This window comes from Rothia sp. P5766 (genome assembly GCF_048513555.1).
GTDB lineage: Bacteria > Actinomycetota > Actinomycetes > Actinomycetales > Micrococcaceae > Rothia.
In genome coordinates this window covers 74,675-99,373 of sequence record NZ_JBLXXS010000001.1, presented here as the reverse complement: position 1 = coordinate 99,373, position 24,699 = coordinate 74,675, and the positions used below count along the sequence as shown (strand labels likewise).

Sequence of the window (24,699 nt, the reverse complement as noted above, 5' to 3'; positions counted from 1 at the left end):
CAGTCATTCTATGAACCATAGGTACACTACAAGCTAAGGACGGCGCACATGTCCACTTCCCCTTTTTCCTTGAGCAAGCTGATTCGCACTCGTAAAAGCCCAGATACCGCTCTCAAAACGATGATGCCCTACTGCCTAGCTACCACAACACTGGTAGTTGCCACCCATACCCTGGCCGCCGCCTACCCCTGGGCCACCATGCTGATTGTTGCCTTGGGAACCATAGCAGTCCTTCTGCTCATGCTCGCCCATGCCATCACCTTCGGCAAGGGCCTAGACCGCCTCCGCTTCGGAGGAGTCATCATTAACGCTTTTACCTACACCCTCCTAACCTGTGGCAATCTAGTACATTTTACGGTCGATGCGGTTTTTGGTACCTGGGATCGCAGTATCCTGCTGGCTACCTGGGGCGGACCAGCCGTTGCTGTGCCGGTGCTCTGGGGCCTGGGCCTACTCATTCATATGTTCGCCGTCATCGGTAGCCGCGGGTTTGAGGAAACCAGCGTCCTGGGAGTTAGAAAAGTAGTCTCATGAGCACAGAGAAAAAGCTAGGCTCAGCTGAACGGGAATGGGTTGAAGAGCTGGCAGGCTCCTGGATTGAGGTCTACAAGAAGTCAGCCACAACTCTGGTGCTTCTAAGGATTATCAGCCAGAGGGGGCCTATCCCGGCCCAGGAAATTCATAAGGTTTTTGAGGCTGAAACGGGTTGGAGCATCACCGGGCGCGGCCTCTACCGCACCCTCAAGCGCTTAGCTTCACTGAGCCTACTGACCATCACACCGGTGAGTGTGCCCGGTACGGGAGCCAGACGCAAAGATTTTACGGTGACTCCGGCCGGTGCTCTTTACCTGGAACGGATTTCTGAGTCGCTCATCACTTAGAGGGTATGCATCTAATGACCTAAAACCGCTAGGAGACTTTCTGCCCGAAGACGTGCCTGCGGATCCAGGCGTGCATAGCAACCGCCGCCGCAGAAGCCGCGTTCATGGAACGGGTTGAGCCAAACTGCTCAATGGAGAGGGTAGCAACCGCCGCCTCATGAATCTGGGGCGATAGCCCAGGGCCTTCCTGCCCAAAGACCAGCACGCATTTCTTGGGCAGGTCGTAGGTTTCAAGCTGTTGGGAATCAGGGAAAATATCAATCCCAATAACAGCAACACCCTGGGAGTCTGCCCAGGCCAGAAAGTCTTCGATGGTGGGGTGATGGCGCACATGCTGGTAGCGGTCGGTCACCATGGCACCGCGGCGGTTCCAGCGACGCCTACCAATAATGTGGACCTCCCGTGCGAGAAAAGCATTAGCGGTGCGGACCACGGTTCCGATGTTCAGGTCGTGTTGCCAGTTCTCGATAGCTACGTGGAATTCATGCCGGTGCTGGTCGAGGTGTGCAATGATTGCTTCCATGCGCCAGTAGCGATACTTATCTACCACGTTACGGCGGTCACCCTCGCGCAATAGTTCGGGGTCCCAGTGGTCCCCTTCGGGCCAGGGACCCTCCCAGGGGCCGACGCCAACCTCTCGTTCGGGTTCGCTAACCTCACTACTGGGCTCAGCAACCTTGGCGGGGGCCTCTGCTTCAGTGTTCTTCTCGTTCATATGTGTTTACTACAACTCCAGGGCTAGGCGTTCGGGGTAGAGCCTATAGGAAAAGGGCAAAATTGTATCCGCGCAACCCTGGCTCGGGGCTGGCGTTTAGGGGTTACCAGTGGGAAGGCGGTGGACGCGCCAGAAGCCGACTGGCTCGGGGGGCTGGCGTTTAAGGGTGTCGGCGGGGCGCGTCCAGCGCATCTTTGTCTGCTTTTATCTGCCTTTAAAGGTTTAGTCCAGACCCAAGTCGCTCTTGGAGTAGGCGTAGAGGCAGGGCACACCCGCGACTTCTTCGATATGCTCCTTGGCGCCGGTGGCTCGGTCAACGATAACGGCGACAGCGACAACTTCGGCCCCCGCATTACGGAGGGCTTCAACGGCAGTAAGGGCTGACCCACCGGTGGTGGAGGTGTCCTCCACAGCGACCACGCGGCGACCTACCACGCTGGGGCCTTCAACCTGGCGACCCATACCGTAGGACTTCTGGGCTTTACGAACAACAAAGGTGTCGATAGCGCGGCCCTGATCACCTGCGGTGCGCATAATAGCGTGGCCCACCGGGTCAGCACCCATGGTCAGGCCACCTGCTGCCTCAAATTCAATACCGGCCTTATCAAGAAGGTCGAGCATGACCTGGCCGACTAGGCGGGAGGCTTCGTGGTGCAGGGTAATGCGGCGCAGGTCAACGTAATAGTTAGCTTCTTTGCCGGAGGCTAGGGTTACTTTTCCGCGAACTACAGCCAATTCGCTGATGAGCTGGCGGAGGCGTTCGCGGGCGGCTTCGATGGGGAGATTTTCGGAGAGGGTAGTCATGGGTTTTAGTCTAGTAGATGGGGTGGGCGGGGCTTGTTTTTGGGTGGGAGAATCCCGGCAGGTGAAAAATTATTCAGCCCCGGCCACTCTATAAAGCACCGCCCCGGATCAGGAAGGCCGGGACGGGCAAAGAGGGTCTAGCGCAGGGAAGTTCTGGCCCAGGTCATAGTTGCGACCAGATAAGACACCGCGGCAGCTCCCAAGAGTGACCCGTAGTGGTAGGCTATCAAGCCGAGCGCTGGGACAATGATATTACCAATATGTTCGTCTGAGAATCCGCCACTCTCTTTGGCTACATCCCAGATGCTGAAGTCACTGTAGTCGTTATCGAACTGCTCCCAGAGGACGCTGATTCCCATATCCCACTGATGTTCGCCAAACAGGGAACGGCTAATGGCTAGCGCCCCCAGGACGGCAAGAACCAACGCCACGGAGCCTGTGACCTTGCCCCACCGCAGGTAGAGGGCTGCCACAGCGATTCCAGCGACCTGAACCGCAATCAGCACCGCCAACCAGGTTGCCAGGTAGCTGCCCAGAGCGTAGAAACGCCCCGGGGTTGAGTAGCTCTGCCAGAAGGCGAAGGGCCAGGGGTCCAGCTCTGGGTTAAAGACCTGCCAGCCCTTACCGTAACCGTGTGTCACGAGCTCGATAACAGATGTTAGTGCGTAGACAAGGGTTGCAAGAGTAGCCCTGTAGAAGGAGAGCAGGGTAAAACCGCCCAGGTAGCTCCACCGGGTTCGTCCCATGTTGAGGACGAGCTGTGCATGAGAATAAAAACCCAGAAGGGAAGAGACTCCTAGCACCACGGGGACGATAGTGGTGTGCAAAGAATTTGCGTTGATAAAGCCACCGTGGGCACCAAACGACATTCCGGTGAGCAGACTGTTGATGCTAACAAGGAGCATAATCAGCGCGGCAATCCCGATGGGCAGTAGTAGCGGAAGTAGGGTTGCCATTGTTTTCTGGTTGCGTAGCATGTGGAAGACAGTCCAGCTCCCCTGAATTCGGGCGGAGCGTGCCCGCCTTTTCTTCTCAGCTCCGGGGGCGTGGAGCCCTGTTTCCTCAGCCCAAACTGGGTTTGTTGCGGTCATGAGAGCTCTCCTTGTGTAATCTGGTCAGTATTTTTCCGGCTATGGGCGGCAACGGTGTCCTGGAGTGAGACCGGCTGGACACCAACGCCCAGCTTGCCCGCAAGTTCCTCGTTCTCTGCTGTGAGAGCGGCAGCCACTACAAGACTCCGCATAGAGCCGATTGCGCGGTCGCGCACCACAAAGCCCTCCAGGGAGGTCTTGGCAAGGTAAACAGAAACAGCGTCCTGGTTCCCCGCAACCTCGTGGGCGGTGTAGGTGGCGTCCTCAGCGTCACCGGTAAAGACCAGTTCACCCCGGTCAATCAAGATGACGCGGTTAAGCAGGGGTGAGATTTCGTCGAGCAGGTGGGTGGAAATAATAAAGGTGCGCGGGTGGGCGCTAAAGTCTTCGAGCAGGCGATCGTAGAAGAGGGCGCGTGCTACCGGGTCAAGGCCGGTGTAGGGCTCGTCCATCAGGGTCAGGTCTGCGCGGCTGGCAAGGGCAACCGCGATACCCAGGGCTGATTTTTGCCCGTCCGAGAGCCTGCGGGCACGGGCCTTGAACGGAATCTCAAAATCAAGCAGTAGCGATAGCGCCAGGGACTGATCCCAGTTGGGGTGAGCCAGCCGGCCCATCTTGAGCACCTGGAAAACCCGCAGGTCATCAGGGTAGCTCTGGTTGGTTCTTTGCAGGTGGGTTCTAGCGATAGTGGTGGCATTAAGGCTCTGCCCAAAGAGCTCTATCTGTGAGCCCTTATCGGGCAGGGTCTGGCCGGTCAGTGCCGTCAGCAGGGTTGTTTTACCGGCACCATTCCTACCTGCTAGGCCGTAGATGAGGCCTTCTTCGATCTCCAGGTTAATACCGTCCAGGGCCTTGGTGCCCCGGAAGGTTTTGCTGAGGTTCTGTGTGCGGGCGATGGTGTTCATGCGTTCTCCCCTGTCTTGCTAGCGGCCTCACTCAGGCCAGCTTGCAGGGCAGCGAGTACCTCGTCACTGCTGAGCCCCAGCACCCTGGCTTCTTCGACCAGAGGGGTGATATAGCCTGCGATAAATTCTTTGCGCCGAGCAGAGCGCAGAATGTCTTGTGCTCCTTGAGCCACAAACATGCCGATACCTCTCTTCTTGTAGAGCACCCCTTGGTCTACCAGGAGGTTGACGCCCTTACCGGCTGTTGCCGGGTTGATGCGGTAGAAGGCCGCAAATTCGTTGGTCGATGGGACCTGTGATTCTTCGGGGTAGGTTCCCGCGAGGATCTGACCGCTAATGTGGTCCGCAATTTGTTGGAAGATGGGTTTATCACCGGTGAGCATGGGCACCCCCTTTCTCTGTATGCACCAAACCACGCTAGTTGGTTCATTGGTTAGTTAGTTATGTAACTAACCTAAGGCATGGACTCAGTTAAAGCAATACAAGGCTCTCTACAAAAGAAGAATAAAATAAACGGAGACTCCACCGGGAGGCGCAGGCCCACCGCTGGCCTACTATAAAAACCATGAACCTTTTTGCACACGATACCAGCGAAACCACCGGCCAAAAGATAACCCGCTACACCCTGGGCGCGGGCCTGACCACCATGGGGGCCCTTCATTTTAAGCGCGATAAGGTACCCAGCTTTGCCTCCATCGTTCCGCCCTGGGTTCCGGGGAGCGCAAAGCAGGTAGTCTACGCTTCTGGGGTTGCCGAGCTCGGTGTGGGGCTGGGTCTGCTGGCCGCACCGGGGGCACGTCGCATCACTGGACTAGGGGCCGCCGCCCTCTTCACTGCGGTCTACCCGGCGAACATCTACCAGTACACCCACAAGATTGATATTCCCGGCCTACTGGATTCCGACGCTAAGCGACTGCGCCGCCTGCCCCTCCAGATCCCCCTGATTGCGGCGGGTCTTTATCTTGCCCGCAAGGCCCGCTAACACCTCACAGGCTTACGCGAGCGGGCTTCTTTAGCCCAGCCTGCCCAGCTGCGGCGGCAGGGCCGCCGCCAGCTTGGTCAGCATCTCTTCGTACTCAGCATCCGGGTCTGAATCAGCCACAATAGCACCACCCGCGCTCAGACTGACCTGCCCGGAGGACGAAATCACCAGGGCCCTAATCACGATGGACAGATTGACGGCACCCGTCGCAGAAAAGAAGCCTAGAGCCCCCGAATAGATACCGCGAGCGCGCCCCTCTAACCGGTCAATGATATCCATGGTGGACGGTTTGGGTGCCCCGGTCATAGAGCCACCGGGGAAGCAGGCCAGGGCGGCTTCTACCCTGCCTACCTGCGGGCGCATCTGCGCTTGAACCGTGGAGACGAGCTGGTGTACGGTCTGGTAGCTTTCAACCCCCATGAGGACGGGGACCCGCACCGACTCCGGGTAGCTGATGCGGGAGAGGTCGTTGCGCAGCAGGTCAACGATCATGAGGTTCTCAGCCCTGGTTTTGGGGTCGTGCGCTAGCCAGTAGGCGCGGCGGGCATCCTCTAGGGGGTCATCTGTGCGTTCAATGGTGCCTTTAATGGGTTTAGTCTCCACCTGCCCCGCTGGGCTGATGGTCAGGAACCGTTCGGGTGACGAGCTCAGAATATAGAAGCTGTCGCAGTGTATAAAGGCCGCGTAGGGGGCGGGGTTATGTTGGCGCTGAAGCAGGTAGGTTGCTATGGCCTGCTCTGGGGAAACCGGGGTGACGGTGCTGGCCTGGGTTTGGGCGGTCAGACAGATCTCGTAGCTCTTGCCGTCTGCGATTTCTTGCTGGCAGGTGCGAACATCGGCGGTGTAGTCGGTGCGGGTGGGTGGGGAGAATACCAGGCCGCTCATAGGCTGGGCATCGGCGCCTGCGGTGGGTGGAGCAGTTGATTCTTCCCCGGCATAGTCGCAAAGAGCTGCCTCGATAGCATCAAGCCAAGCTGTGTCCCCTACCAGCCAGCTCTGCCCGCCCTGATGGTCATAAAGCATGTAGCGCACAGCTTGAAGCCAGGCCCCGTCTGGGGTGGGTGAGCTATGGGTCACCGGTGAGCCTGGCTCGGTGCGTGCCCGGTATTCGTAGCCAAAGTAGCCAACGTAGCCACCCAATAGAGCTTCGTCCAGCTGGCCGGGGGCACCGTTCACGGCAGGCCCCTGCGCCAGATAGGTGCTGAGTCCCCGGTCCAAGCTACCGGGTACACGCCCTACCTCTTGGCCTGACCCGTTGAGCTCACGGTAGACGGGCTCACGGGCATCGTCACTGATAAGAACCCGCCCCTCCGCCGGCACCACCCCCAGGTAGGAGTAGCGCGACATGGGAGATTCTGGGCGGGCAGAATCCAGCCAGAAGGAATAGCGGGAACCTGCCGAGATCAGCCGGTAGGCCCGGGCACAGTCTACGGCAAAGCCCAGCGGCCTAACCTGGATGCTAGCACCGGGCACATAGCGGGGGTGGTTCGGAAAGTTCACCCGGATAGTCTAACTCCCTTTAGGGCACCAGAGACCCACAAGCTAGCGGACCTGCGGCTCCTGCCCGTTCTCAGAAACCATAGGGAGTTCAGCGTCCTGCCAGGCACCCATACCGCCAATAACGTTAATGGCATCGAAACCGTACTGGTTCAGGTAGGCCACGGCCCTCAAGGAACGGCCTCCGGCACGGCAAATAACGTACACATCCTCATCGAGCGGAACGTCACCGTAACGCTCGGGAACCTCACCCAGGGGAATATGCTGAGCGCCCTCAATATGGCCCTCTACCCACTCGTAATCCTCGCGCACATCCAAAATCTTTGCGCCATCCGGAATCTGATCCACTGTTACCTGGGGGATATCTTCGTTCACAGGTTTACCCTTTCATAGGTTTCACGTTCAGTCTCAGCTTATGCCCGGGCAAGGCCTAGCCACAAGCCCAACAAGCGCCGGGCAGCGGGACTCCTGGGTACCCAATCCCGCTAGCGGGTTCACTCTGACTAGGCAAGTTAATCCTGTAACACACCTACATTTACGCCAGTCACGGCCTAATCTGTGCCTTTTGCCAAGACCTGCGGGCTACTCTTAGAAGTATGTCCACTCGCGCAGGCACTCTTGCCACCCCAGAAGACCTTGTTAACCTCGATGCGCTCATCGGCGCCTACTATGACCTAACCCCCGATCTGAAGGACCCCACCCAACGGGTAGCTTTTGGAACATCGGGGCACCGAGGCAGCTCCCTGAAAGCATCCTTCAACGATGCTCACATTGCCGCTATCTCGCAGGCTATCGCTGAGTACCGCACCGCCCAGGGTATTAGCGGCCCGCTCTTTATGGGCAAAGACACCCACGCGCTCTCCGGCCCGGCTCAAGACACTGCCCTTGAGGTTCTCGCCGCCAACGGTGTCACCGTCCTACTTGATGCCGCAGCTGGCTACGTCCCCACCCCCGCACTGTCACGTGCCATCATTGTCCACAACGCTAATCCCAGCAACAGAGCCCAGGCTGACGGCATCGTTATTACCCCCAGCCACAACCCACCCGCAGACGGTGGCTTCAAGTACAACCCCCCTCACGGCGGTCCTGCTGATTCTCACGCCACCGGCTGGATTGCCGACCGCGCTAACCAGCTCCTTGAAGGAGGCAACAAGGGGGTCAAGCGTATCTCCCTAGAACAGGCCAAGGCCGCTGAGACCAGTGGTACCTACGACTACCTGGGCGCTTACGTCAACGAGCTAGGTACCGTTATTGACCTCGATGCTATCGCCGGGTCCAGCCTCACTATTGGCGCTGACCCCATGGGCTCAGCTTCAGTGGCCTACTGGCAGCGTATCGCTGAGCAGTACAAGCTCAACCTCGAAGTTGTTAACCCGGTTGTTGACCCCCAGTGGGCTTTCATGACCCTGGACTGGGACGAGAAAATCCGTATGGATTGCTCTTCACCCAATGCCATGGCCTCGCTGATTGCCAACCGAGATAAGTACGACATCGCCACCGGTAACGATGCCGACTCTGACCGCCACGGTATCGTCACCCCCGACGCGGGCCTGATGAACCCCAACCATTACCTGGCAACTGCCATCGACTACCTCTACAGCAACCGCACCGGCTGGTCGTCCGCCGCAGGGGTCGGTAAGACCCTGGTGTCTTCTTCCATGATTGACCGGGTTGCCCAGTCGCTGGGTCGCAAGCTGGTTGAGGTGCCCGTTGGCTTCAAATTCTTTGTTGACGGCCTGAGCGCTGGGACCTTAGGCTTCGGTGGCGAAGAGTCAGCTGGCGCTTCCTTCCTGAACCGTCAGGGGCAGGTGTGGACTACAGATAAGGACGGTATCATTCTGGCTCTGCTGGCTTCCGAAATGACTGCTGTGACCGGTAAGACCCCGTCGCAGCGCTACGCAGAGCTAACTGACGCTTTTGGTGAGCCCGCCTATGCCCGCATAGACGCCCTTGCAACCCGTGAACAGAAAGCTAAGCTGAGCAAGCTCTCCCCCGCCGATGTGACCGCCTCCCAGCTGGCAGGCGAGGCCATTACCGCTAAGCTCACCCAGGCACCGGGCAACGGTGCCTCCATTGGCGGTCTGAAAGTGACCACCGAGAACGCCTGGTTCGCAGCTCGCCCCTCAGGGACCGAGGACGTCTACAAGATATATGCAGAATCCTTTATCGGCCCTGATCACCTGACCCAGGTACAGAACGAAGCCAAGGCGCTGGTCGATAGCGTCATCGCCTAACCCCCGCTCGCACCTCAAGGGCCTCTTACTCCGTGCGGGGTAAGGGGCCCTTCCCCTGGCTAGTTTTCTGGCGGTAGGACAAACATGAAGCAGCTTTCCAAGGGGAAGAGATAGGTATCATCACATCGGTAGCCCCGTAACCAAGGAACGCCGTCCACTACGCGCAAGTAAAAGCCCTTAGGGAATGTGTTATCTTCTGAAAGTACCGGGGTAGCAACGTTGACGGCACTATCTGGCATAGAGTGGGTACCGCTCAGTATCGAAGTCTTGCTCTGGGCCTGCTCTAACCACTGCATACGCGCATACGGGGCAAGTTCAAGTGGACAGAGGCAGTAGCCTGTGGCCTGAGCACGCTCATAAACATGTTGTAGCGTTGCTGGCTCATCAAACCCTAAATCAGATAAGTTCACAAGTTCCACTGTGAACCGTCCAGATACAGCTGGGTCATAGTAATTAGATTCCAACAGAACCTGGGCATACTTGTTGGTTTGCACGCCAGTAGCAACCAGCTGCTCAGCCAACTCATTCACCGATTTGGGTTGTATCTCAAATTCCATGCTGCTACATTCCTCCTTGGAAACCAGCTATTTTCTGTTACTCTCAGCTTCTATCAGGGCTAAAGCAAGGGGGCTAAAGCATGGTGCAGGAGCCTTACCCTTTACACCAGCTACCTATGGATCCCGTCACTGCTCCTTGACCTAGCCTAAGGCCTTTGGCGGAGAGGATGTAAACTCACACAGTAAAGCAAGCAATGCCCGCACTTATGAGGCATCAACCCCAGCAACCAGGAGAAACATACATGTCTTCGCTCTCCGAAACTGCACACAAGACAAAACGAGAACACCCGGCCCCCTCCAGCGGAAAAACCTTCTTCGGCCACCCCCGAATGCTAGCTAACCTCTTCTCCGTAGAAATGTGGGAACGTTTTTCCTTCTACGGGATGCAGGTGCTCATGCTCTACTACCTCTACTGGGAAACTGAACGCGGCGGACTTGCCCTGCTCAGCGATACCTCAGCTGCAGGTGTCATGGGGGCCTACGGTGGCATGGTCTACCTGATGACCATCGTTGGCAGCGTCTTTGGGGATAGGATCCTAGGGCCCGAACGCACCCTATTTTCCTCAGCTACCCTCATCATGGGCGGCCACCTGGCGCTAGCCCTTCTACCAGGTGCAAGTGGTGTTATCACCGGCCTCATCATGGTCGCTATCGGCTCTGGCGGGCTCAAAGCCAATGCCTCCGTACTAGTAGGTTCTCTCTACCAGCACGAAGACCCCCGTCGTGATGGGGGTTTCACTATCTTCTACATCGGTATTAACCTGGGTGCCCTCTTCGGCCCAGCACTGACCGGCCTTACCCGTGAAACCTACGGCTTCCACCTGGCCTTCGGCCTAGCGGCGGCTGGCATGGCTATCGGCCTAATCCAATACGCTCTAACCCGAAAGAACCTGCCAGAGAGCGTCCACCAGATCTCTGCGCCCCTAAGCCCTTCCGAAAAGAAGGCCTACAGCGTAGCCGCAGTTGTCATTATTGCCGCAATTCTAGCCTTGGTCTTCACCGGCCTGATCACCCCCGACAACCTGGATACCTGGGTCATGAGCCTTATCGCGGTCTGCGCTCTCGCACTTTTCTACACTCTGCTGACCTCCAAACTCACCACTGCAGAAGAACACTCACGGGTGATCTCCTTTATCCCCATGTTCTTTGGAAGCGTGGCTTTCTGGGCGCTCTTCCAGCAACAGTTCACCGTGCTTGCTATCTACTCCGAGTCCCGTATCAACTGGAACATCATGGGTCTACAGCTCACACCGGAATTCATGAACTCCATCAACCCGATCTTCATCATCATTTTCGGTGCCGTTTTCACAGCCTTGTGGACCAGGATGGGCGAGCGCCAACCCACCACCCCCCTCAAGTTCTCCCTAGCTCTTATTCTGACCGGGGTCGCCTTCTTGCTCTTTATCCCCCAGGCTGGGAACACTGAGGTTAGCTTCCTGTGGATTGTCTTGATTCTCTTCATCTGCACCCTGGGTGAACTAGCAATCTCTCCTGTAGGTATCTCGCTAGCAACCAAGCTGGCACCCCAAAACCACCGAGTAGCCATGATGGCCCTCTACTTCACCTCTTCGGCACTTGGCACGGTGCTAGCCGGCTGGCTTGGGCGCTTCTACTCTATAGAAACCGAAGTAGCCTATTTCACTACACTAGGGCTTATAACCATCGCCCTAGGAGTAGCCCTGGGTGGTATGAATCGGTGGATTGTCCATAAAATGGCGGGAATCCGCTAACTCCTAGCCCCCTCTTTATTCCGTGTACTCAAGAGGCATACTGGCCCGTTAGGCCCTTCAATGTTCCTACCGGGCTGGCCTGTCTCATGGGGCAAGGTTAGGGTTCGGACCTATCGACTAGAGCACGCAGGTCATCGTGACGCAGGTCGTCCTTATGGAAGTGCTTGTTACGGTAGCCCGAGCGGCCCATCATATGCCCGGAAATGGGGATGGTCAGCATCTGCAGGAGCAAAATCACCAGCAGGACCGGGAGCAGGGCCCAGGAGCGGAAATGAAATCCCACCGCCAGGAGCATCAGAATCATGCCAAAAACCTGAGGCTTAGTACCCGCGTGCAAGCGCGTGAGCAGGTCCGGGAAGCGCACCAGACCGATTGCCGCCCCCAAGGACATGAGGGCACCGGCAATCATGCAGACGGCGGTGAGCACATCAAAAACCGTATCGAAACTCATTTGCGGCCCTCCTCTGACTTAACTTCGCTGTTCTTAGTTGCCGAGCGGCTCTTCTTTGAACCCGCAAGACGCTGGCGGCGGGCCTTCAAACGGCCAGGAGCAATAACCTTAGATGCCGGTGCGGGTTCATCAGCCTTAGAGTTATCGGCAAACCGGGCGACCGTCACCGAACCCACAAAACCAATCATGGCGATAGTAACCAGCAGAATCATGTAGAACTGGCTATCGGTCAGAATCATGAGCAGGCACAAAGCCGCAGTCAAAATGGAAAGAAGCACATCGCTGGCGAGTACACGGTCCAGGAGTGCAGGCCCTTTCCAGATCCTGTAGACGGTGCCCCAAGTGGCCAGCGTCAGCATCAGGCCTGTAGCCCAGAAAACCCAGCTCATCCTTCCTCCTCACGGGCTACGGTCATAGCCGCTTCTTCAGCTTTGAGGGCCTCGTACTCTTCTTTACTGCCAGATGCCTTGATAATGAGCGCCTCAAAATAGGCGACACTCCTGGTGAAGCGCTCAATTTCAGCGGGGGTAGAAATATTTAAAACATGGAAGTAAAGCACCGAATGGGGACGATCCACTTCAACAACCACCGAGCCCGGTATCAGCGACATGGTATGAGAAACAGCCGTCAGCAGAAGGTCAGAGCGGGTGCGCAAAGGTACCGCAACCACCGAGTTAGACAGGGGTGGGCGGAAGATAGCGGCCAGCCACATGACCTCCACACTCGCCTTGGCGATATTCCAGAACAGGAGCACCACAAACTGAGAAGCGTAGAAGATATTGAGCCGGTTGGACAGGTAAAGAGTGGGGAGCTTAAAGACGGCCATGACCAGAAATGCCAGGAGCGCACCAAAAGCCACAAAGCGGAGCGAGAAATCCTGCCAGAGGGCACACCAGACAAAGACCAGCCAGGCAAACGGCGGAAGGGCGTGAACCAGGCCCGCCAGGCTCAGGGAAGACTTCTTCACTGGTTCACCTCCTGGGATCTGTGATCAACGATTTGCTGCTGCAGGTAATCGGAGCGGGTGGGGGCATCCGGCCCAAAGACCGAGGTGATATACATATCGGGGGTAAAGAGGTTATCCGAGGCCTTATCAGCGAGCTGAAACAGGGGACCCGAAAACACGGTAATCAGTACGCCCACCACTACCAGGCTGACGGTCGGAAGCATCATGGTTGCGGGAATAGGCTTGGCTTGGTAGTGAGCCGGGTCCTCGGAGTGCTCGGCCATGACCAGCTCAGGGGTGGGATCTTCTGCTTCCCTAGCGGGCCGCCAGAAGGCCTTGTTCCACACGCGGGCCAGAGACAGCAGAGTCAGCAGGGAGACCCAAACACCGATTCCGGCGTTAGCGTAGGCCAGAAATCCACCATTTTCTACAGAAGCCTCCAGGAAGCCCACCTTGCCGATAAAGCCCGAGAAAGGCGGGATGCCACCCAGGTTAATGGCGGGAATGAAGTAGAGCAGGGCCAGGAAAGGCGCTGTCTTAACAAGGCCACCCAGACGGCGGGTATTGGTGGACCCGCCGCGGCGTTCCACCAAGCCAACCACCATAAAGAGGCCAGTCTGAATCACAATATGGTGAGCGATGTAGAAGACCACTGTGGTCAGACCCAGTTCATTACCCAGCGAAATCCCCCAGATCATATAGCCGATATGGCTAATCAAGATGAAAGACAGCAGACGCTTGATGTCATCCTGAGCCAGGGCACCCAAGATACCCACCACCAGAGTCAGGGCCGCTACAACCCCCAGCAGGGTATCGAGCCGTCCCTCAGGGAAGAGTAAGGTCTCGGTACGGATAATCGCGTACACACCCACCTTGGTCAGCAAGCCCGCAAACACCGCCGTCACCGGGGCCGGTGCCGTCGGGTAGGAGTCCGGGAGCCAGAGGGAAAGCGGGAACACCGCCGCCTTAATACCGAAAGCAATCAGGAGCATCAGGTGGAGTTGCATCTGGGTGCCCTCGGGCAGGGTACCCAATTTGAGGGAAAGATCAGCCATATTGATGGTGCCAACCGACGCGTAGACAAAGCCGATAGCGGTCAGAAAGAGCATGGATGAGACAACCGAAACCACCACATAGGTCACACCGGCCCGGATACGCGGGGTATTAGCGTTCATGGTGATTAGCACGTAGGAGGCCATGAGCAGGATCTCAAAACCCACGTAGAGGTTGAACAGGTCACCCGCCAAGAAGGCGTTAGATACGCCCGCCAACAGAAGCAGGTAGGTGGGGTAGAAGACAGAGATGGGCACCTCATCGTCTTCATCTTGCAGGTGCTGGCCAGTAGCAAAAACCAGCACCGCCAGTGAGATAATCGAAGACACCACCAGCATGAGCGACGACAGCTGATCCACCACCATGGTGATACCAAAGGGTGCCTCCCAGCCCGCTAGATGCACGGTCTGAGGCGGGCCAGACCAAGCCGAAGCCAGGAGCAGGCTCTCAAAAGCAAGGGTAGAAGCTACCGCAGTAAAGGCAATGACACGCTGAAGGCGCGCCTTGCGAGAGATAAAGGTGATGGCTGCCGCCAGGAACAGAATGATGACACAAAGAGGAGCAAGCTGGGCTATCTGCATGAGCTAGTCCGCCTTCTTGGGTGTGGCTGAGTAGGAGCCGGTGTGGATCAGTTTATTCTTCTCTTCAGCTTCAGTGAATTTTTTCTCACGGGTCTCTTCGTCACCGTCGAACTCGGAACTATCGACCTCTGCGGCGGCGTCCTCTTCTTTGTCGAAGCTGTCTTTGATAGCAACGCGGATATCTTCGATATCATCGGTAATTTCATCGGCGCGTGAGAGCAACCAGCTACGGTAGATGATGCCCAGGACCAGGGCAGTGACTGCGCAGGAAATCACGACTGCCGTTAGAATCAGGGCCTGCGGAAGCGGATCTGAATAGTCACCTGCGGCGGCATCTGCCTTATAGAAAGGTGCCAGACCCGCCGGTCCCCCCGCATGCAGAATCAGGATGTTTGTCGCGTTGGTCATGAGCATCAGACCGAGTAGGACGCGGGTCAGGGATCGGTCCAGAATGAGGTAGACCCCCACAGCGTAGAGCACGCCCATGACCAGGATAAGGCTGAAATCAATGACCATTTCTTAGGCCTTTCCTGCTTTGGCGCGGGCTTGTTTTTCTTTTCTGCGGCGTTCGTTCATGAGCTTCAGGTCGATGCGTTCACCCAGGCTTCGCAGGATATCTAGAACCAGTCCGATCACCAGCAGGTAGACCCCGACATCGAAGATGGTGGCGGTGACAAAGTGGACCTGGCCAAAGACCGGTAGCCAGAAGTCCAGGGCATAACTGGAGAACACCGGGTCACCCCAGAATACGGGAGCCAGGGCGTAGAGGGCTGCAATACCCAGACCTGAGCCCAGGAAAGCACCCGCAGAGAGCGGTGAGGCGGCACGAAGCTCTGCTCCCCCACCGGCTAGGTAGCGCACGGCCAAAGCCAGGCCAACGACCAGGCCACCGGCAAAGCCACCACCGGGCAGGTTGTGCCCGGCAAACAGCATGTAGAGAGAAACCATGATCAGGGTGTGGAAGAGCAGGCGGGTCATGACCTCCAGCAGGATGGAACGGAACTCGGGCGGCAGGGTGCGCCCGGCCACGATGAAGGGGTCACGCTCTACCGAGGAGAACTGGCCAGCGACTCGCTGTTGCACCGTAATCTGGGTGCGCTGAGCAAAGGATTTCTCGATCTTTTTCATGGTCTGGGTGTCCGGTCGGCGGGTGCTGGCAGAGTCTGCCCGCCCGCCGATAAAGAGCAAGGATGCAACACCGGTAGCGGCCAGGGCCAGCACGGATATTTCCCCGAAGGTATCCCAGCCGCGCATATCAACCAGGATCACATTGACCACGTTGTAGCCGTGGCCGATCTGGTAGGCCAGCTGTGGCATCTCCACGGAGATAGGTGAAAGCGAGCGAGATGAGAGCGTGAACATGGCCAGGGCCATCATGAGACCGGCAAAGCCCAAGGCAATGATGATGCGCAGGGTTTTGTGGGCCCCGTCTGCCCCGCCCTTGGTGCGGATCAGGGGGATTTTGCGGGGTAGCACGCGCATGGCCAACACGAAAGCAACCAGGACGATGGTCTCCACCAAAAGCTGGGTGGTGGCTAGATCGGGTGCGCTCCGTAAGGCAAAGAGAATTGCCATGCCATAGCCGGTCACCGAAACCATCATGATAGCTAGGAAGCGTTTGCGGACAAAGACCACAACCAGGGCGGCCACAATCATCACAATCACAATGGACCACTGGGCCGGGGATTCGGAGACTCGCACGTTGGCCAGCGGTGGGGTTTCGTTGATGTAGAGAGCCGTGAAGGGAACAACCACGGCGGTAATCAGGATAATACCCAGGTAGAAACCCAGGGAGCCGCGCTGGGTGACACCGGTGACCCAGACCGCTAGCCTGTCCAGGGAGTCCATGAGATCGCGGTAGACAATCGAGGCATTCGGTGTTGTGGGCAGGGCGCTCTGGAGCTCTTCAATCTGCTTGCGGAAGATAAAGAGTAGGGTACCGATTGCCATAATGGCCAGCGAAGTCAGGAGCCCCGGGGTGATGCCGTGCCAGAGGGCCAGGTGCAGGCTCAGCGGCTCAGCCTCTGCGGGGAAGGCGGTGAGGATAGGTGTAATGAAGAGGTGCACCGGTTCCGGGTAGAAGCCGTAGAGCAGGCTGAGCAGGGTCAGTATCAACGGTGCACAAAGGAAAGTATAGGGGACCGGGTGGAAGGCGGTGTCGGGGCTGAGCTTAACTCCCCGGCGGTTGCCTTCCAGAGCGCGCGGGCTGACGGGGGTATCTGCCGGGGTGGCCTCGGCACCGGCCTGGTGCGGTAGCTGGCAGTATTTGACACCCTCACGGTGCATGTAGGCGTAGGGCTTGACGGCGAAAGCACCCCAGACAAAGCGGGCTGAATACGCGAAGGTCAGGATAGACCCGACACAAATGGCGATCAGGGTTAGGCCGTGCTGCCAGCCCACGGTGGGGCCCAGGTAGGTTTCTAGGACGGCTTCTTTTGCCACAAAACCGGCCAGGGGCGGTAGGCCCGCCATAGAAGCGGCGGAGAGTGTGGCCAGGACAGCCAGCTTGGGCGCGTGCCGGTAGATACCGGAAAGCTTATGAATATCGCGGGTGCCGGACTGGTGGTCAATAATACCCACGGAGAGAAAGAGGCTGGCCTTGAAGAGGGAGTGGGCAACCATGAGCGCAACAGCCGCGTAGAGCGCATCGGGGGTCCCTCCCGAAATCACCAGGGCCAGGAAGCCCAGCTGGGAGACCGTACCGTAGGCCAGAATGAGTTTGAGGTCGGTCTGTTTGAGGGCGCTCCAGCCACCAAAAACCATGGTGAATGCACCAAAGATGATGAGGGTGTTCTGCCAGAGGGCAACTTCACCATAGCCGGGGGCTAGGCGGAGCAGGATATAGATACCGGCCTTGACCATAGCGGCGGCGTGCAGATAGGCAGAGACCGGGGTGGGTGCGGCCATAGCCCCGGGGAGCCAGAAGTGGAGTGGGAAAATGGCGGACTTGGACAGGGCACCGCACAGAATCAGCACCAGGGCGGTTGAGAGCATGCCCAGGCTAAGTGGGCCCTTCCCCTCTTGCGCGGCGGCCAGAACAGCAGGGCCTCGTTCTACCAGCTCACTCAGGCTGTAGGTGCCCAGGCTGTAGCCCAGCATCACAATACCCACCAACATGGCCAGGCCACCTGCGGTGGTAACGGTCAGCGCTTGGAGGGCTGAACGGCGGGCCGACAGGCGATGCCGGGAGTAGCCAATGAGCAGGTAGGAAAGAATGGTGGTGATTTCCCAGAAGATGAACATGACGACGAAGTCATCGGCAGTGATCAGCCCGAACATGGCACCGGCAAACCCAAAGAGATAGGCCGCGAACTGGCCGTTATCACCGGTGGAGTGCTTGAAGTAGCTGGCGCAGTAGAAGAGCACCAGCGAACCGACGCCCAGTACCAGCAGGCTCATAACCCAGGAGAGGGTATCCATGCGGAAGGTCAGCTCAAGGCTCAGTTGCGGGATCCACCGATAGCTTTCCTGCCAGGGGGTTCCGCCCAGGATGGAGCCGGTGCGCGAGAGCACCAGCGCAAGCACCGCCGCCGAGGTAGCGGCCAGCAGGTAGAAGGTGGAGGTCCCCATGCGACGGTAGAGCCAGGGTGTGGCGATGGTGGCAAGGAGAAAAAGCGCAAGAACTATGGTCACAGGTGGGCCCTTGGTAGGTGCGGCGGGGTTACTTAACAGGTTAAGTTTTGAAGGGCCTATTTGTCGATTGCTGGGGTCGGGTGTCCTCTCTTCAGGTAGCGGGGGAACCTCTACATGATCCAAACGGTGGTGCAGACCCTATGGAATGGTTTTCTGGTTTCCCCTAAGCAATATCACACCGGTTACCGCCGTTCTCTTGGCCCGCAAACCAAGTGAGCACCGTACAATTACTAGCGGTTCACACACACCTCAGACCCGCACAGCCCCACTGGTGGGGTATAAGGAGCGCAGAGCATTGGTAGACAATAATTCCAGATTGGGCTTCGCCTGGACGCTACACGGCGACGGCAAAAGCATTACCCCCGGCGGGGTTGTCCACCCGCTTGAACGGCTGACCTGGGGCCGTACCATCGGTATCGGCGCCCAGCACGTTGTGGCCATGTTCGGCGCAACCTTCCTGGTCCCCCTGCTGACCGGCTTCCCACCGGCGACCACGCTCTTCTTCTCGGGTGTGGGCACCATGCTCTTCCTGCTGATGACAGCCGGGCGCGTACCCTCCTATTTGGGGTCTTCTTTCGCTTTCATTGCCCCTCTGGCGGCCGCAAGTAACCAGTACGGCCCCGGCGGGGCACTGGGCGGTATTGTCATGGCCGGTATCTCCCTCTTCATGGTGGGTGCCGTTGTTCAGATTGCTGGCACCGCCTGGCTGACCAAGCTCATGCCCCCGGTGGTTACCGGCTCCATTGTGGCTCTCATTGGCTTCAACCTTGCCCCCAGCGCTAAGAAGAACTTTATGGAAGCCCCTGTGACCGCGCTGGTTACGCTGACCTCTATCATCCTCATTTCAGTACTCTTCAAGGGCATGATTGGCCGTCTATCCATTTTGCTGGGTGTAGTTATCGGTTACATCACCGCTGCCCTGCGCGGAGAGGTTGATTTCACTAAGATTCAGGCCGCCTGGGAGAATGAGGGCCTGATCGGTCTGCCCCACTTCCAGCACCCCGAGTTCCACTGGAACCTGGCCGGTCTTTTCATACCCGTCATCCTGGTTCTGGTCGCTGAGAACATCGGCCACGTCAAGTCAGTGGCTCTGATGACCGGGGATAACCTCGATAAATACTCAGGACGTGCCCTCATGGCGGACGGTCTGGCAACCACCCTGGCCGGTGCCGGTGGCGGTTCCGGTACCACCACCTACGCCGAGAACATCGGTGTTATGGCCGCAACCAAGGTCTACTCAACCGCCGCCTACTGGGTAGCGGCTATCTTCGCTGTCCTGCTCTCTATTTTCCCCGTCTTTGGTGCCGCCGTGGCATCAGTACCTGCCGGTGTGCTGGGCGGTGCCGCCACCGTGCTCTACGGCATGATCGGTATGCTCGGTGTGCGTATCTGGGTGGAGAACCGCGTAGACTTCTCCAACCAGGTTAATCTGAGCGCCGCGTCGGTAGCTCTCATTGTGGGTATCGCCGACTACACCTGGGACATTGCCGGCCTGCAGTTCGCCGGTATCGCCCTGGGTACAGCAGCGACCCTGGTGGTCTACCATCTCATGGCTGCCCTCAACAAGCGCAGCGGTGCCCACCCCGAACCGCTCACCCCCACCGAGGCTAAAGGCGACATCCACTAGCCCCAAAAGCTGGTATGCACAGCCCACAGAAAAGGCACTGAACCTATCTTGGTTCGGTGCCTTTGGGTTAAGAACTATTTACTCAGAACGCCCAAGGATTCTGGCAAGCACGTCTGTGTGGTTAGTGACGATCCCGTCAACGCCTAGTGCGATCAGTTCCCGCATGGTGCGCTGATCATCAACGATCCACACGTGGACCTCCAGGCCTGCGCGGTGGGCCGCCTCAACCAATGCCCTGTCGGCAATGCGTATGTTACGGCCAGCCAACCTGTAGTAGACCGGGATCTGCAAAGAATCAAAGGGAAGAAAAAGGTGCTTGATCAAAGGCAAGAGCGAAGCCCACAGCCCAGGCGCTACCCGCGACGCAAGATAGAAGAGGGAAACCGCAAGTTGTGAAGCACTCATGCTCAGGCTGATACCTGCCTTCTGCGCCGCGCGGTGAGCCTGACGCAGCCGACGCTCGCTAAAGGAAGCCACGCGAACCCGCTCTTGGGCACCGGTCGCTAAAAGGACTGGAATGATTCTTTCAGCCGATCCCGCATCTTTGAGGTCAATGTTAAAACGGGCTTGGGGGAAAGCCCGAAGCGTACCTTCCAGCAGCGGTACGGTGCCACCGTCCTTGAGTTCGACAGCCCGCACCTGCTCCCAGGTCATGTCTTTGATAGCGCCGACGCTATCGCTAAGCCGGTCCAGGGTAGGGTCATGGAAAACCACCACAGCACCATCGGATGTGGTGTTCACATCTGTTTCAATCCAGTCAGCCCCAGCCTTGAGGGCGTCCGCAAAAGCAAGATCGGTATTCTCTGCCTGTGTTTGGGCTAAGCCTCTATGAGCATAGATAGAGGTAGAGGCGTACCTCTTTAAGGATGTAAATGCGTGTGCCTGCATGACCCCAGTATATTATTACGCGCAGTTCAAATAAGGTCTTCTGAGGGATGAGCGAGTATGCCTTCAATTACCTGGGCTACACCGTCTTGATCGAACCCCGGGCAGGTGCGCCCCACCTGCTCTTTTAGCTGGGGAAGACCAGATTCCATGGCGTAACCTTTCCCCGCCCATGTTAGCATCTCCAAGTCATTGGGCATGTCGCCAAACGCTAAGACCTCATCTGATCTAATACTGTGCTCAGCCGCGAAGTCAGCCAGAACACAGCCTTTGTTCAGCCCCTTTCGGGCAAGCTCGACCAGGGGCTGGTAGGGGGCAGAGCGGGTCACAGCCGCTCGCTCCCCCACCACATCACGCACCTGGTCTAAGAGTGCAGAAGGGGCAGCCCCTTCCCGGTAGAGCAGGTATTTAACGACACCCGCCTCGGAATCAAGAGTGCACCCTATGGGGCCTTCCACGATCTTGGTAGAGTCTTCCTGCTCATGTGGCCGATACTTCCCCTGAACGTAGACCTGGTCCAGGGTCTCAGCAATAAAGAGAGAACCGGGGAAAACTCTTTCCAGTTCGCTGTGCAGGGCCTGGGTCTCGGTGCCGCTCATAGTGCGGGTTGCAAGCACCTTCCCCTGGCCAATGTCATAGGTCACCGCCCCATTAGAGCAGAAAACAAAAGAGTTCTCACCGTTCCATTCAGAACCGAGCTGGTCCAAGACGGGTTGCATCCAGCGCAGGGGCCGCCCGGTCACAAAAACGATCTGAATACCAGCATCTGCTGCCAAATGCAGAGCCTCTAAGGTACGGGGGCGGAACCTAAAGTCATGACCAATCAGCGTCCCATCCAGGTCGCTGGCAATCAGCTTGATCATGTGCAGGTGCTTTATTTCTCTTCGTGTGTCGCCGTCAGGAAGGCGCGGGCAATGCCGTGGAAGAAGAGATTAAAGTTGACGACAGCAGGGCTGGCCTTCTGGTCCAGGTCGAGTCGCTCAACGTCAACAGCGGTGACACAGAAGATGTAACGGTGGGGGCCATGACCTGCCGGTGGTGCCGCGCCAATGTATCCACGGGTACCACCGTCATTGAGGTGGGTCAGCGCACCTGCTGGCAGATTTTCCGCTGCTCCGCTAGCTAGCTCAGTCACATCTGCTGGCAGATTAGAGACAGCCCAGTGCCAGAACCCGCTGGGGGTGGGGGCATCGGGGTCATAGCAGGTCACCACAAAGGACTTGGTTTCGGGCGGAAAACCTGACCAGGAAAGCTGGGGTGAGACGTCCTGCCCACCGCACCCCATGATTCCGGAGACCTGGGCCGGAGGTAGCGGCGCACCGTCCTCCACATCGGCAGAAGTCAGGGTGAAAGTCGGCAGCTCGGGCAGATCTGCGTAGGGCTGGCGGTTAAGCATGGCGGAGCCTCCTTGAAGTGGGCGGGTAGAAAACTATCTGCAAGGCGCGGTAACCGGCTTACTGGCCGGGATAGAGTACAGCGTCTAGTTCTTCGCGGGTGGGAGGGTTAGCTCCCTGTCGTGAAACGGTGATACCGGCGGCAACCACGGAGAAAGCCAGAATCTCTTTGAGGTCATCCTTGCTCAAGAGCTCAATGGCGGCACGGGCATCTTTCCCCTCAATGTCACGATCCAGGAGAGCCGCAAGCAGGGCGGCCATCAGAGAGTCACCGGCACCCACCGTATCGGCAACCTCTACACGGTAAGCAGGCAGGGCAAGGCCTTCGGGTGAGGTCTTGCGGGTCAGCGCCCAAGGCCCCATCTCACCGCGGGTAATAACCACCAGGGAGGCGCCCAAATCCAACCAGGCCCGGGCCGAGTCTTCAAGAGCACGGTGGGGGTAAAGCCAGAGCAAATCCTCGTCAGAAGCCTTAACCACATGAGCGTAGCGGACCAGGTTTTCAGCCCGCTCCCGAGCTACAGAAGCATCGGTGACGATGGTGGGGCGGCAGTTAGGGTCATAGGAAATCAGAGAGTGAGGCGCGGCCTGGCGCACGGTTTCTAGCACCGCGCTGGCACCGGGTTCAAGCATGGCACCGATAGAACCGACGTGGACGGCGGTCGCCTTCTTAGCTACCTCTTCAAGGGCAGCTTCAGCTGCATCCAGGGACCAGTCAATGTCGAACTCGTAGTCAGCGGCACCGGTCTCACCGGTCTTGGCCTGAGCAACAGAAGTCTTCTTGGCATCTGCACCAACCGGAAGGATCACGCCGGAAGCCCGCAGGTGCTCCTCAATCAGATCACCGTAGGCATCGCTACCGTAGCGGCCAATAAACTGGGTCTCATGGCCCAAACGGGACACGCCCACAGCAACATTCATAGGGGAACCGCCGGGGTGGGCGTGGGACTCTACGCCGGGGCGCTGGACAAGATCTACGAGGGCTTCGCCAATGACAGTAAGCATAAACTTAGTTTACTCATTTCTTTGGTCTCGTGAGCAGTCTTTTTGTCATAAACTGCGCGCAGAAATAAAGAGCTTCTTAAGAACGCTAGACTGGATTTGTAGCGCCACCATATCCAGGGGTTTTGCCTGGCTGTAATCTGGTTTGGCGCCCATCAGACACTAGCTAGCAGCGCACCGTCGCGCTACTAACCGGTGAGTTCAAGGACGCTACTCATCGAGGAAGAAGAGGTCATATCACCATGTCAATCTCCGCCGAGAACGCCCACCAGCAGTGGCTAGCCGCTGAGGCTGAAGCTGAGGCAATGATTCCCCTCATTGGCAGGTTAAACCGGGAGAATAAGGTCGTTGTTTCAATCCACGGTCACAGCCTCATTAACAAGTCAGTGATTCAGATTCTCAAGGCCCACCGCTTTGCTCGTCAGCTCGACGATGTTGAGCTGAACCCCGCTGATTCCCTGGCACTTCTGCAGGCCCTCAGCCAGCTTGAACTGGGAGCCTGCTCCATCGACATCGCCAGTCTGCAAGGCGAGTTTGAGGTATCTGGTGCCCGCGACCGCCAGGAATGGTTGCGGCAAACCCTAGCCCCGGTTGTTGGCAAGAAAGGTCAGATCGAAACTTCCTCGCAGGACGTTGTTCTCTATGGTTTTGGTCGAATTGGCCGCCTGCTGGCGCGTATCTTGCTAGAGCGTTCAGCGGGTGCAGGGCCCAAGCTCCGCGCCGTGGTCGTTCGTAAAAACACCGATAACGATATCTACAAGCGCGCTTCCCTCCTGCGCCGCGATTCGGTTCACGGGGCCTTCAAGGGGACGATCCGGGTCGATGAAGAGAACTCCACTATCATTGCCAACGGCACCCCCATCCGCTTTATCTACGCATCCGACCCGGCGGAAGTCGACTACACGGCCTATGGTATTGAGAAGGCTATCGTGGTCGATAACACCGGCCGTTGGCGTGATAAAGAGGGCCTCTCCCGCCACCTTGAAGCCAAGGGGGTTTCACGTGTCCTGCTCACTGCACCCGGTAAGGGCGTCAAAAATATTGTCTGCGGTGTAAACGACAGCATCATTGAGGATTCGGACGCGATCCTCTCTGCCGCTTCCTGCACTACTAACGCTATTACCCCGGTGCTGGCAGTCATGGACGAGGTCTACGGGGTTAAGCGTGGGCATGTGGAGACGGTTCACTCCTTCACCAATGACCAGAACCTCATTGATAACTTCCACAAGGGTGACCGCCGTGGCCGCTCCGCTGCGCTCAACATGGTTATTACCGAGACCGGCGCTGCTAAGGCTGTTTCTAAGGCCCTGCCCCAGCTTGAGGGTAAGCTGACCGGCAATGCCATTCGTGTGCCCACCCCCGATGTGTCTATGGCGATTCTGAGCCTGCAGTTGGAAAAGCCCGTAGGGTCTAAGGACGAGCTCAACAACCTGCTGCGGGAGCGCTCCTTGCGTTCTCCCCTGCGCCGCCAGATTGACTACACCGACTCACACGAGGTTGTCTCTACCGACTTTGTAGGCTCCCGTGCCGCCGGCGTGGTCGATGGTCTAGCCACCATTACCTCCGGGGACGAGAACGCCATTCTCTACGTCTGGTATGACAACGAGTTCGGCTACTCCTGCCAGGTCATTCGTGTGCTCGAACGCATGGTCGGTGGCCGTCTTCAGGCCTTCCCCGAGAGCGTATAAGGGCTATTTCTAAAAGTTAACCGGTTCCTCGAAAACACCGTGC

25 protein-coding genes are annotated in these 24,699 nt (G+C 57.8%); 7 read left to right on the top strand and 18 right to left on the bottom strand.

Going from position 1 to position 24,699, the window contains the following annotated elements; translation table 11 throughout:
* Positions 1-48 precede the first annotated feature (48 nt).
* Both ACN08V_RS00515 and ACN08V_RS00510 read left to right on the top strand, forming a co-directional pair.
* Complete coding sequence (locus tag ACN08V_RS00515; RefSeq protein ID WP_419104143.1) at positions 49-534, top strand: hypothetical protein; 486 nt, start codon at positions 49-51, stop codon at positions 532-534.
* Complete coding sequence (locus ACN08V_RS00510; protein WP_419104142.1) at positions 531-881, top strand: hypothetical protein; 351 nt, start codon at positions 531-533, stop codon at positions 879-881. Before ACN08V_RS00515 ends, ACN08V_RS00510 begins: the two co-directional genes overlap by 4 nt.
* Before the next feature lie 28 nt (positions 882-909).
* On the opposite strand, the gene ACN08V_RS00505 is transcribed toward ACN08V_RS00510, so the two are convergent.
* The 5 genes from ACN08V_RS00505 to ACN08V_RS00485 form a co-directional block, all read right to left on the bottom strand.
* Positions 910-1,596, bottom strand: a complete 687-nt coding sequence (locus ACN08V_RS00505) for a TrmH family RNA methyltransferase (RefSeq protein ID WP_419104141.1) — start codon at positions 1,594-1,596, stop codon at positions 910-912.
* A 222-nt stretch (positions 1,597-1,818) separates the two neighbouring features.
* Positions 1,819-2,400 (bottom strand): orotate phosphoribosyltransferase, encoded by a 582-nt coding sequence (gene pyrE / locus ACN08V_RS00500; protein ID WP_419098983.1) that lies wholly within the window; start codon positions 2,398-2,400, stop codon positions 1,819-1,821.
* A gap of 137 nt (positions 2,401-2,537) precedes the next feature.
* On the bottom strand, positions 2,538-3,491 hold the full coding sequence (locus tag ACN08V_RS00495) for a hypothetical protein (protein ID WP_419104140.1): 954 nt from the start codon (positions 3,489-3,491) through the stop codon (positions 2,538-2,540).
* Positions 3,488-4,396: an ATP-binding cassette domain-containing protein gene (locus ACN08V_RS00490; protein ID WP_419104139.1), complete on the bottom strand. Its 909-nt coding sequence runs from the start codon at positions 4,394-4,396 to the stop codon at positions 3,488-3,490. Before ACN08V_RS00490 ends, ACN08V_RS00495 begins: the two co-directional genes overlap by 4 nt.
* Entirely contained in the window at positions 4,393-4,779 is a 387-nt protein-coding gene (locus ACN08V_RS00485; RefSeq protein ID WP_419104138.1) for a GntR family transcriptional regulator, read from the bottom strand. Before ACN08V_RS00485 ends, ACN08V_RS00490 begins: the two co-directional genes overlap by 4 nt.
* Before the next feature lie 182 nt (positions 4,780-4,961).
* Between ACN08V_RS00485 and ACN08V_RS00480 the strand changes: the two genes are divergently transcribed.
* The gene (locus ACN08V_RS00480) at positions 4,962-5,378 is read left to right on the top strand and encodes a hypothetical protein (protein WP_419098978.1); all 417 of its coding nucleotides are present in this window, start codon (positions 4,962-4,964) and stop codon (positions 5,376-5,378) included.
* Between the two features lie 30 nt (positions 5,379-5,408).
* Here ACN08V_RS00480 and ACN08V_RS00475 read toward each other — a convergent pair whose 3' ends face one another.
* Both ACN08V_RS00475 and ACN08V_RS00470 read right to left on the bottom strand, forming a co-directional pair.
* A complete protein-coding gene (locus tag ACN08V_RS00475; RefSeq protein ID WP_419104137.1) occupies positions 5,409-6,878 on the bottom strand; it encodes an anthranilate synthase component I family protein in 1,470 nt (489 codons plus the stop codon).
* A gap of 42 nt (positions 6,879-6,920) precedes the next feature.
* A complete protein-coding gene (locus ACN08V_RS00470; RefSeq protein ID WP_419098976.1) occupies positions 6,921-7,250 on the bottom strand; it encodes a rhodanese-like domain-containing protein in 330 nt (109 codons plus the stop codon).
* 221 nt (positions 7,251-7,471) lie between these two features.
* Between ACN08V_RS00470 and pgm the strand changes: the two genes are divergently transcribed.
* Positions 7,472-9,109 (top strand): phosphoglucomutase (alpha-D-glucose-1,6-bisphosphate-dependent), encoded by a 1,638-nt coding sequence (gene pgm, locus ACN08V_RS00465; protein ID WP_419104136.1) that lies wholly within the window; start codon positions 7,472-7,474, stop codon positions 9,107-9,109.
* Positions 9,110-9,168: 59 nt separating this feature from the next.
* On the opposite strand, the gene ACN08V_RS00460 is transcribed toward pgm, so the two are convergent.
* The gene (locus ACN08V_RS00460) at positions 9,169-9,666 is read right to left on the bottom strand and encodes a hypothetical protein (protein WP_419104135.1); all 498 of its coding nucleotides are present in this window, start codon (positions 9,664-9,666) and stop codon (positions 9,169-9,171) included.
* A gap of 242 nt (positions 9,667-9,908) precedes the next feature.
* Between ACN08V_RS00460 and ACN08V_RS00455 the strand changes: the two genes are divergently transcribed.
* Complete coding sequence (locus ACN08V_RS00455; protein WP_419104134.1) at positions 9,909-11,396, top strand: peptide MFS transporter; 1,488 nt, start codon at positions 9,909-9,911, stop codon at positions 11,394-11,396.
* A gap of 97 nt (positions 11,397-11,493) precedes the next feature.
* On the opposite strand, the gene mnhG is transcribed toward ACN08V_RS00455, so the two are convergent.
* The 6 genes from mnhG to ACN08V_RS00425 are packed head-to-tail and all read right to left on the bottom strand — an operon-like array spanning position 11,494 to position 18,060.
* Complete coding sequence (gene mnhG / locus ACN08V_RS00450; protein WP_419104133.1) at positions 11,494-11,847, bottom strand: monovalent cation/H(+) antiporter subunit G; 354 nt, start codon at positions 11,845-11,847, stop codon at positions 11,494-11,496.
* Positions 11,844-12,236 (bottom strand): monovalent cation/H+ antiporter complex subunit F, encoded by a 393-nt coding sequence (locus ACN08V_RS00445; protein WP_419098971.1) that lies wholly within the window; start codon positions 12,234-12,236, stop codon positions 11,844-11,846. Before ACN08V_RS00445 ends, mnhG begins: the two co-directional genes overlap by 4 nt.
* Positions 12,233-12,814 carry a Na+/H+ antiporter subunit E gene (locus ACN08V_RS00440; protein ID WP_419104132.1) on the bottom strand — a complete coding sequence of 194 codons (582 nt, stop codon included), beginning with the start codon at positions 12,812-12,814 and terminating at the stop codon, positions 12,233-12,235. The genes ACN08V_RS00445 and ACN08V_RS00440 overlap by 4 nt, the downstream gene beginning before the upstream one ends.
* On the bottom strand, positions 12,811-14,427 hold the full coding sequence (locus ACN08V_RS00435) for a Na+/H+ antiporter subunit D (RefSeq protein WP_419104131.1): 1,617 nt from the start codon (positions 14,425-14,427) through the stop codon (positions 12,811-12,813). The genes ACN08V_RS00440 and ACN08V_RS00435 overlap by 4 nt, the downstream gene beginning before the upstream one ends.
* A 3-nt stretch (positions 14,428-14,430) precedes the next feature.
* On the bottom strand, positions 14,431-14,943 hold the full coding sequence (locus tag ACN08V_RS00430; RefSeq protein ID WP_419098968.1) for a Na(+)/H(+) antiporter subunit C: 513 nt from the start codon (positions 14,941-14,943) through the stop codon (positions 14,431-14,433).
* A gap of 3 nt (positions 14,944-14,946) precedes the next feature.
* Positions 14,947-18,060 (bottom strand): Na+/H+ antiporter subunit A, encoded by a 3,114-nt coding sequence (locus tag ACN08V_RS00425; protein WP_419104130.1) that lies wholly within the window; start codon positions 18,058-18,060, stop codon positions 14,947-14,949.
* Positions 18,061-18,355: 295 nt separating this feature from the next.
* Between ACN08V_RS00425 and ACN08V_RS00420 the strand changes: the two genes are divergently transcribed.
* Positions 18,356-19,687, top strand: a complete 1,332-nt coding sequence (locus tag ACN08V_RS00420; protein WP_419104129.1) for a uracil-xanthine permease family protein — start codon at positions 18,356-18,358, stop codon at positions 19,685-19,687.
* Positions 19,688-19,765: 78 nt separating this feature from the next.
* On the opposite strand, the gene ACN08V_RS00415 is transcribed toward ACN08V_RS00420, so the two are convergent.
* From ACN08V_RS00415 to ACN08V_RS00400, 4 genes are read right to left on the bottom strand one after another with little or no spacing between them, the layout of a single operon-like run.
* The gene (locus ACN08V_RS00415; RefSeq protein ID WP_419104128.1) at positions 19,766-20,575 is read right to left on the bottom strand and encodes a glycerophosphodiester phosphodiesterase family protein; all 810 of its coding nucleotides are present in this window, start codon (positions 20,573-20,575) and stop codon (positions 19,766-19,768) included.
* 26 nt (positions 20,576-20,601) lie between these two features.
* Positions 20,602-21,435 (bottom strand): HAD-IIB family hydrolase, encoded by an 834-nt coding sequence (locus ACN08V_RS00410; RefSeq protein WP_419104127.1) that lies wholly within the window; start codon positions 21,433-21,435, stop codon positions 20,602-20,604.
* 11 nt (positions 21,436-21,446) lie between these two features.
* A complete protein-coding gene (locus tag ACN08V_RS00405) occupies positions 21,447-21,968 on the bottom strand; it encodes a YbhB/YbcL family Raf kinase inhibitor-like protein (protein WP_419098963.1) in 522 nt (173 codons plus the stop codon).
* A gap of 58 nt (positions 21,969-22,026) precedes the next feature.
* A complete protein-coding gene (locus ACN08V_RS00400) occupies positions 22,027-22,971 on the bottom strand; it encodes a carbohydrate kinase family protein (protein ID WP_419104126.1) in 945 nt (314 codons plus the stop codon).
* A gap of 239 nt (positions 22,972-23,210) precedes the next feature.
* Between ACN08V_RS00400 and ACN08V_RS00395 the strand changes: the two genes are divergently transcribed.
* The gene (locus ACN08V_RS00395) at positions 23,211-24,656 is read left to right on the top strand and encodes a glyceraldehyde-3-phosphate dehydrogenase (protein ID WP_419104125.1); all 1,446 of its coding nucleotides are present in this window, start codon (positions 23,211-23,213) and stop codon (positions 24,654-24,656) included.
* Positions 24,657-24,699: the final 43 nt, after the last annotated feature.

What these genes read in the sequence shown, in the direction of transcription:
- ACN08V_RS00405 (WP_419098963.1), bottom strand. Translation starts at nt 21,968, where the DNA reads ATGCTTAACCGCCAGCCCTACGCAGATCTGCCCGAGCTGCCGACTTTC.
- ACN08V_RS00505 (WP_419104141.1), bottom strand. Translation starts at nt 1,596, where the DNA reads ATGAACGAGAAGAACACTGAAGCAGAGGCCCCCGCCAAGGTTGCTGAG.
- ACN08V_RS00510 (WP_419104142.1), top strand. Translation starts at nt 531, where the DNA reads ATGAGCACAGAGAAAAAGCTAGGCTCAGCTGAACGGGAATGGGTTGAA.
- ACN08V_RS00495 (WP_419104140.1), bottom strand. Translation starts at nt 3,491, where the DNA reads ATGACCGCAACAAACCCAGTTTGGGCTGAGGAAACAGGGCTCCACGCC.
- ACN08V_RS00485 (WP_419104138.1), bottom strand. Translation starts at nt 4,779, where the DNA reads ATGCTCACCGGTGATAAACCCATCTTCCAACAAATTGCGGACCACATT.
- ACN08V_RS00460 (WP_419104135.1), bottom strand. Translation starts at nt 9,666, where the DNA reads ATGGAATTTGAGATACAACCCAAATCGGTGAATGAGTTGGCTGAGCAG.
- pyrE (WP_419098983.1), bottom strand. Translation starts at nt 2,400, where the DNA reads ATGACTACCCTCTCCGAAAATCTCCCCATCGAAGCCGCCCGCGAACGC.
- ACN08V_RS00400 (WP_419104126.1), bottom strand. Translation starts at nt 22,971, where the DNA reads ATGCTTACTGTCATTGGCGAAGCCCTCGTAGATCTTGTCCAGCGCCCC.
- ACN08V_RS00435 (WP_419104131.1), bottom strand. Translation starts at nt 14,427, where the DNA reads ATGCAGATAGCCCAGCTTGCTCCTCTTTGTGTCATCATTCTGTTCCTG.
- ACN08V_RS00415 (WP_419104128.1), bottom strand. Translation starts at nt 20,575, where the DNA reads ATGCAGGCACACGCATTTACATCCTTAAAGAGGTACGCCTCTACCTCT.
- ACN08V_RS00490 (WP_419104139.1), bottom strand. Translation starts at nt 4,396, where the DNA reads ATGAACACCATCGCCCGCACACAGAACCTCAGCAAAACCTTCCGGGGC.
- ACN08V_RS00430 (WP_419098968.1), bottom strand. Translation starts at nt 14,943, where the DNA reads ATGGTCATTGATTTCAGCCTTATCCTGGTCATGGGCGTGCTCTACGCT.
- pgm (WP_419104136.1), top strand. Translation starts at nt 7,472, where the DNA reads ATGTCCACTCGCGCAGGCACTCTTGCCACCCCAGAAGACCTTGTTAAC.
- ACN08V_RS00395 (WP_419104125.1), top strand. Translation starts at nt 23,211, where the DNA reads ATGTCAATCTCCGCCGAGAACGCCCACCAGCAGTGGCTAGCCGCTGAG.
- ACN08V_RS00410 (WP_419104127.1), bottom strand. Translation starts at nt 21,435, where the DNA reads ATGATCAAGCTGATTGCCAGCGACCTGGATGGGACGCTGATTGGTCAT.
- mnhG (WP_419104133.1), bottom strand. Translation starts at nt 11,847, where the DNA reads ATGAGTTTCGATACGGTTTTTGATGTGCTCACCGCCGTCTGCATGATT.
- ACN08V_RS00515 (WP_419104143.1), top strand. Translation starts at nt 49, where the DNA reads ATGTCCACTTCCCCTTTTTCCTTGAGCAAGCTGATTCGCACTCGTAAA.
- ACN08V_RS00445 (WP_419098971.1), bottom strand. Translation starts at nt 12,236, where the DNA reads ATGAGCTGGGTTTTCTGGGCTACAGGCCTGATGCTGACGCTGGCCACT.
- ACN08V_RS00480 (WP_419098978.1), top strand. Translation starts at nt 4,962, where the DNA reads ATGAACCTTTTTGCACACGATACCAGCGAAACCACCGGCCAAAAGATA.
- ACN08V_RS00455 (WP_419104134.1), top strand. Translation starts at nt 9,909, where the DNA reads ATGTCTTCGCTCTCCGAAACTGCACACAAGACAAAACGAGAACACCCG.